Source organism: Fimbriimonadales bacterium (assembly GCA_035559795.1).
GTDB lineage: Bacteria > Armatimonadota > Fimbriimonadia > Fimbriimonadales > ATM1 > DATMAR01.
This window is the reverse complement of record DATMAR010000003.1, coordinates 719,255-725,254: the sequence shown is the minus strand read 5'-3', so window position 1 is coordinate 725,254 and position 6,000 is coordinate 719,255. Positions and strand designations below refer to the sequence as shown.

4 protein-coding genes and 1 tRNA gene are annotated in these 6,000 nt (G+C 51.0%); all 5 read right to left on the bottom strand.

The features are described from left to right. Positions 1-362: 362 nt before the first annotated feature. Positions 363-893, bottom strand: coding sequence for a HEAT repeat domain-containing protein (locus tag VNK96_04045; GenBank protein HWP30886.1), 531 nt, complete (start codon positions 891-893; stop codon positions 363-365). 238 nt (positions 894-1,131) lie between these two features. After that, complete coding sequence (locus tag VNK96_04040; GenBank protein ID HWP30885.1) at positions 1,132-1,539, bottom strand: hypothetical protein; 408 nt, start codon at positions 1,537-1,539, stop codon at positions 1,132-1,134. Positions 1,540-1,838: 299 nt separating this feature from the next. Next, positions 1,839-4,589 (bottom strand): hypothetical protein, encoded by a 2,751-nt coding sequence (locus VNK96_04035; GenBank protein HWP30884.1) that lies wholly within the window; start codon positions 4,587-4,589, stop codon positions 1,839-1,841. 444 nt (positions 4,590-5,033) lie between these two features. Beyond that, positions 5,034-5,459 (bottom strand): DUF3008 family protein, encoded by a 426-nt coding sequence (locus tag VNK96_04030; protein HWP30883.1) that lies wholly within the window; start codon positions 5,457-5,459, stop codon positions 5,034-5,036. Positions 5,460-5,633: 174 nt separating this feature from the next. Continuing rightward, positions 5,634-5,717, bottom strand: a tRNA-Leu gene (locus VNK96_04025). Between the last annotated feature and the right edge of the window lie 283 nt (positions 5,718-6,000).

The window sequence follows — 6,000 nt, the reverse complement described above, 5'->3', positions numbered from 1 at the left end:
CGACCCTTACGATCGGCGGGAGATCTTCGCGGTGAACCTCGACTACGACTTCGACCCGCGCGATCGCTCGCAGAACGTGGCGCTCACGTTCTCGCTCGGCTCGTTCTGAAGGCCCGGCCGCCGGCTGCAGAAATTTCTCTTGCGCGCGGAGGCTCCGCCGATATAATGACGGCCCGTCGGACGCGTTCCGGCGCCTCGCCTCGTGCACCCTTAGCTCAGCTGGTAGAGCAGCTGACTCTTAATCAGCGGGTCGCAGGTTCGAATCCTGCACGCCCTACCAAGAAAGTTGAATTCGATTGCATACCCAAAACAAAAAAATAGCGGGAAAAAACCCGCTAACGAAAAACTAACGAAGAAATTTTTTATTCTCGAAGTTTCTCTAAAGCGAATCGCGCTCGATAATTGACACGTTCGTCACCGTCTTGCGAAATGGTTTCCAAAACCGGGATTGCTCGCTCATTGCCGATTTTCCCTAAAGCGAGTGCCGATTCGCATTGCACCCACCAATGGTTGTCATATCTCAGGCTGTCTATGAGTGTGTCCACTGCAACGTTGGATTTCATTTCACCCAATGCTAAAGCAGACCACGCTCGAACGCGCCATTCCGGACGATTTTTCAATGCATCCATCAACGGTCTCTCTGCTGGTGTGCCTATTCGCACAAGCGCTCGCATACATTGCGTTCGAATCATCTCATCATAACTCGCCATTCCGTTGATAAGCGCTGGAACAGCGGTTCTACCCATAGCGATGAGCTCGGAAAATGCCTTCTCGTTGTGAGGGACATCAGCCACGAGTTGCTTGACGAGGCGGTTTGCCATAGGGTTGCTATTGATAGGTGAAAATCCTATGGTCAGGAAACAGACCCCTGTCAGTAACATTAACTTCTTCATGTTCTCCACCTCTTATAAGAGTGAGATTTAAATAGGGACGCTTTGTCCTTTTTCTTTTCTACTCCGATTTACCGGCAATAGTTACTCCTAATCGAGTATCCAAGCGAAAATATCCACCCCTTTCCGCTTCGTAGCGAGTTAGTAGTTTTGGCTTTTAGAAGTTTGCGACGAGCAAATTTTATTTTTAAAAATAGTAACTAAACTTTGCGACCTGCAAAAGAATATTAATCAGCAAGTTCTAAGCCGAACTACGTAACTCTGCAATCAATAGTTTGACTCTTCTTTCCACTTCGTCGCGAACTTTGCGCACTTCCTCGAGAGGTTTATCGCGCGGGTCTTCTATGTACCAGTCTTCGATTCTTTCCCGAACCTCTGCCGGTAAAGTCGCTTTTACTAAACAACCGAAAGAAATGATACGGTCATAGTTATGCAATGTGCTCGGATCGAATTGTTTCGGATGAGCGGAGGTAAGATCTATTCCTTTTTCCGCCATCGCTTCGATTACCGTAGCATGTATTTTCCCAGCAGGAACTGTTCCGCAACTTTCCGCTTTATAATCTGTTTGCTCGGAATATCTGTTGAAAAACGCCTCTGCCATCTGAGACCTACCAGCGTTCTCCCCGCAGACGAACAATATTCTTCTCATAGAGTTTTTTGAAGATTACTCTAAGAATGTATCAGCGATTCGCTTGCTATCTGAAGCTTTATTTTCTTTTCTGCTCAGGAATCACAAAAATTATACAGTTGCTTTTCCGTTGTCCTTTTCAGAAGGCAGCGTTTGTAGAACCTCATACTTTCCCAAGCCGTTGCAAAACTTTTTCGCTATAGACTTTTTCTTTTACTAGCAGGACATTTATGCTTTAGCGCATAAGCAAGCAAGACCCAAACTGCCGCCGAAGTCAGCACCGCCTTCCGGCGGCGGTGTGATAAGTATGCAAGTTCCGCTTAGCGAGTCTTCTGCGAGGGCACGCGACGAGGACTTGATGCGGATGGACGAGTTGACTCAGAAACGCGGCGGGATTCGACGTTCCGCGCGCTTCGTTCCCTTCCCTCTACATCCGGGTTGTAGTGAATTCCGTACTCCTTCGGCATCCCGTACAGTTCGGGACTCAGATACTTGCCTTTATGCACCTCAGGTTTCTCCTGTTCCGTCTTGAACCCATACTTCTGAACCCAAAGGTCGTTGCGAATCGCCTTCACTTCCCAGGAGACTTTTACGTTCGGCTTGCTCGTGCGGATAACGAATTGGTTGTTCTGAATTTCGCGCACTACTTTCGCCAGCACGAAGTCATCGCTATCATCTATCACTGTGAGATGATAGGTGGGGTCGCGGTTGATGCTCTCGAAGTAGGATGGAAGGGTAACAGTGGCGTAACCCTTCGCGTCCGTGACGACATTTCCACGATAAGTGTTGTAAGGCTCCGGACCTTCGGTGCAGAAGTGATTCAGGTAGTGGGTTTCAGGCATGAGCGGGTGGTCCATCTGGAACGACTTGGTGCCATAGCCTGCTAGTCCGTTCCCATAGTAAACGCCATAACCGGAACCTCCAGAGGGTTTCCAGCCGAAGACTCCATAGCCGTCGGCGCTCATGCTTTGCCCATACACCCCGTAAGTAGCGCCGACGGGGCGGGTGGCATTGCCCAACACACCCCTGCCGTCGGTGCTTTCGCTTTCAAACCGACCGCCGTAGGTAAAGCCGCTATAGCCGCTGGCTAAGCCATACACACCCGTGCCGGAGGTGCTGTAGCTTTCCCCATACACCCCGTAGTTGATGCCGCTGCTGTGTAAGGCTTCCCCTTTCACCCCCCAGCCAGAGGGGCTAGAGCTTCGCCCATACACACCGGCGGCCGCGCCGCTGGTGGCATATGCCCAGCCATGCACGCCCGAGCCGTCGGGACTGTGGCTTTCCCCATTCACCCCGTAGGTGAACCCGCTGGTGGCGGTGGCTTTGCCAACCACACCCCTGCCGGATGTGCTGGCGCTTTCAAAATACCCGCCGTAGGCGAAGCCGCCTGTGGCGGTAGCTATGCCAAACACGCCCGTGCCGTCGGGACTGTCGCTTCGCCCATACACCCCGTAGGTGAACCCGTTGGTGTTACTCTGATGCCCATAGATTGCCCGATCCTCGACGTCCGTCTCCACATGCAAGCGATACAAGGGGAGCGTGCCGATCCCCACATCGCCAGTGCTGTCAATCGTGAACATAGGGACGGATGTCCGACCAATCTCAAACGTGTCTTTAAGTGCATGACTGCGAATGCTCCACTGCGCTACGCCATTCTCTGCTAAATAGAGAATAGCATCCTGACCGGTCTGTGCATCAATGGAGAGAGCCGTGGGGGAGTTAGCGTTCGTATTGCGTGCGCGCAGCACCACTTCCGCAAAGCCCGCCACGCCTCCGCTGTTCGTTCCAGCGCCCTGAAGGTGGAGCAGGTTGGTCGGGGTTGTCGTGCCGATGCCGACGTTGCCGCTGAAGTAGCCGGGTCCAATAAAGAAGCCTCCATAGCCATCGGGGCTGTCGCTTCTCCCATACACCCCATAGTTGGTGCCGCTGGTGGCGTTCGCCCAGCCAAAGACGCCTCTGCCGGAAGTGCTGTCACTTACCCCATATACACCGTAAGTGGTGCCGCTTTCGGCAGTGGCAGTGCCCAGCACGCCGTACCCGGATGTGCTAATGCTTTTCCCAATCACGCCGTAGTTGGTGCCGCTGGTGGCACTGGCTAAGCCATACACGCCCGTGCCAGAGGTGCTGTAGCTTCTCCCATACACGCCGAAGTTGGTGTCGCTCGTGGCGTTGGCTGAGCCATATACGCCCGTGCCCCATGTGCTGTCGCTTTGCCCATATACCCCGTAAGCGATACCGCTGGTAGCAGTGTGGAGCCCGTAGATGGCGCGATCTCCGGTACCTGTTACCGCATGCAGGCGGTAAGCAGGACTACTCACGCCAATTCCCACATTGCCTGCATTGTAAAAGATGTCGTTTCCTGAGGCTTGCCAAAAGGCATCCTGTAGGTCGGTACCCGGCGACCATGCACTGCCATTCCACTTCAGAACCTGACCTAAACTCGGAGCAGTGCTCGCAACTGCTTTACCCTGCAAACCGTCTACCAACGGATTAGGATACGTCCCGGACAAATCGCCACCAGCCGCTCCCGATGGAGGAGGAAGTGCCTGCCAAGTCCCATTTCCAGAAGCATCCGATGTGAGAACACGACCCGCAGCCGCTCCTGTGGGCATCCAAAATACATCCGTCTTTATTGCATTCGTCTTTATCGCGCCCGCAATCAGAGTCCCCGATATGTTCACATGACCCGTCTGCTGAATTCCTGGTGTCTCCGACTGAAGCAAAACGACGCCTATAGCATCACGCTGCTGCTCCTGAAGACTCTCCGGAACCACGTTCGGCATTGTCACCAAAACGTAATACTCTTTCCCTTCTGTGAGTCCATCCGCTGGCAAAGACGCAGTGTAAGTTCCATCCTCTACCACTGCAGTTGAAATGCTCCGGTATGCAAGAACCTCCCTGTCTTTGTCGAAGAAGTTGAACGCCAACTCTGCATAGCCGTCGGGGACGGATTTCCCCTTTACACTGCCGAACATCGTCAACGTTCGCTCTTGTGCAGAAACGTCTCTATGCAATACAGACCAATTGATGACAACCGATATAAGTGCGACAATTGCTGTGCATATTGTCAAAAGGTTTTTCATAAGTTCTTCTCCTATTCGGTATTGGGGGTTTTCTTTGTCAATCGGAAAAGCCCTTATGACTTAGGTCATAACCCCTTTTGAATAATCATTATTTCTACAAAGCGTCACAAAAGCGTCACAGACTATCGCAAGGCATTCGTAGCGGTCTCCTTTTCATCCTCTACATAGCGTGCACAGTCAACGCTTTTGCCTGCGTGTTCTCCCGCATGTTTTCTAAGGGGGGTAGGCAAATCGAATTTGCGAGTTATGTTCTCGAAAAAGACTTGGTACGAGAAAAATAGAGTTCTCTATGAGTAGCGCGAGCAAACGCCACGTTTATACAAAACAATAAGCCCTGCTTAGCGCTTGGCAAAGCAGTAAGAGAAAAATAAGAAAAAAGAAGCCCACCAAACTCCATGGGCTCCTTCCGCAGCGTCGAAATACGAAAATTGTTTATCTTCTGCTCTTCTTTGCTTTCTTGCTCCGTTTTCCCGCTCTGGTTTTCGCTACACTTTTTGCTCTCGTTTTTGTCGCCTTTTTCGCTGCTTTTTTCGCTACTTTCTTTGCCGCTTTCTTCGCTGCTTTCTTCGCCGCCTTTTTTGCAGGTCTTCCCCTGCCTTTGCTGATGGCTTTTTTCGGTGCGACTTCGAGAGTTTCTCCCGCTACTTCTTCTGCTTTTGCGGGTTCTTTCGATTCTTTGGTGACTTTCGCAGGTAATTCCTCGACATCCTTAGAAGCCAATTCTTCCAATTGCTCTTCGGTCATTGAATCGTGCATTTGTCGGGCTGCCCCTGCAAGTTTCGATTCGTCTATTTCGCCACGCTTTGCTGCGAGCGCCATCCCCGCAGCCTTTTGCTGTGCTTTGCTTCTTGCCGGCATTTTTTTATTCTCCTTTTTGTATTGTTTGTTGTTTTGAGTTTCTAATTTTAATACGAACGAATTAATTTTTGTAATACAAAAAAATCAAATAAATTACCGACAAACGCGAGCGAATAATTTGATTTCAATTTCTGTGGTGATTCTTTATCGCGCCTTACAGCGCTCCTACATTCTTGGTGCCCAGGGCGGGATTCGAACCCGCACGGGTTGCCCCGGGGGATTTTAAGTCCCCTGTGTCTACCATTCCACCACCTGGGCGCATGCAAAAAGTATAAACAAAGTATAAACCATGAAAGGCTGGTCATTCAAAAGACAAACCTCATGACTGCCATGTCGTTTCAAGACATGCAGAAGCGCTAAATCGTTCCAAAGAGTAAAACTCGTAGGAGCGCAGTAAGGCAGGGAAGCATGGCTGCGAAGCGCAAAAAGAGAACCAATTGCCGACAAATAAGAGCAAAATCACCCGGAAAAAAGCCCCGCAGGGTCCTCTTCATATGCGGGGCTATTGCACCAATAAAGGAGGCAAGGATCAAAACTCTCC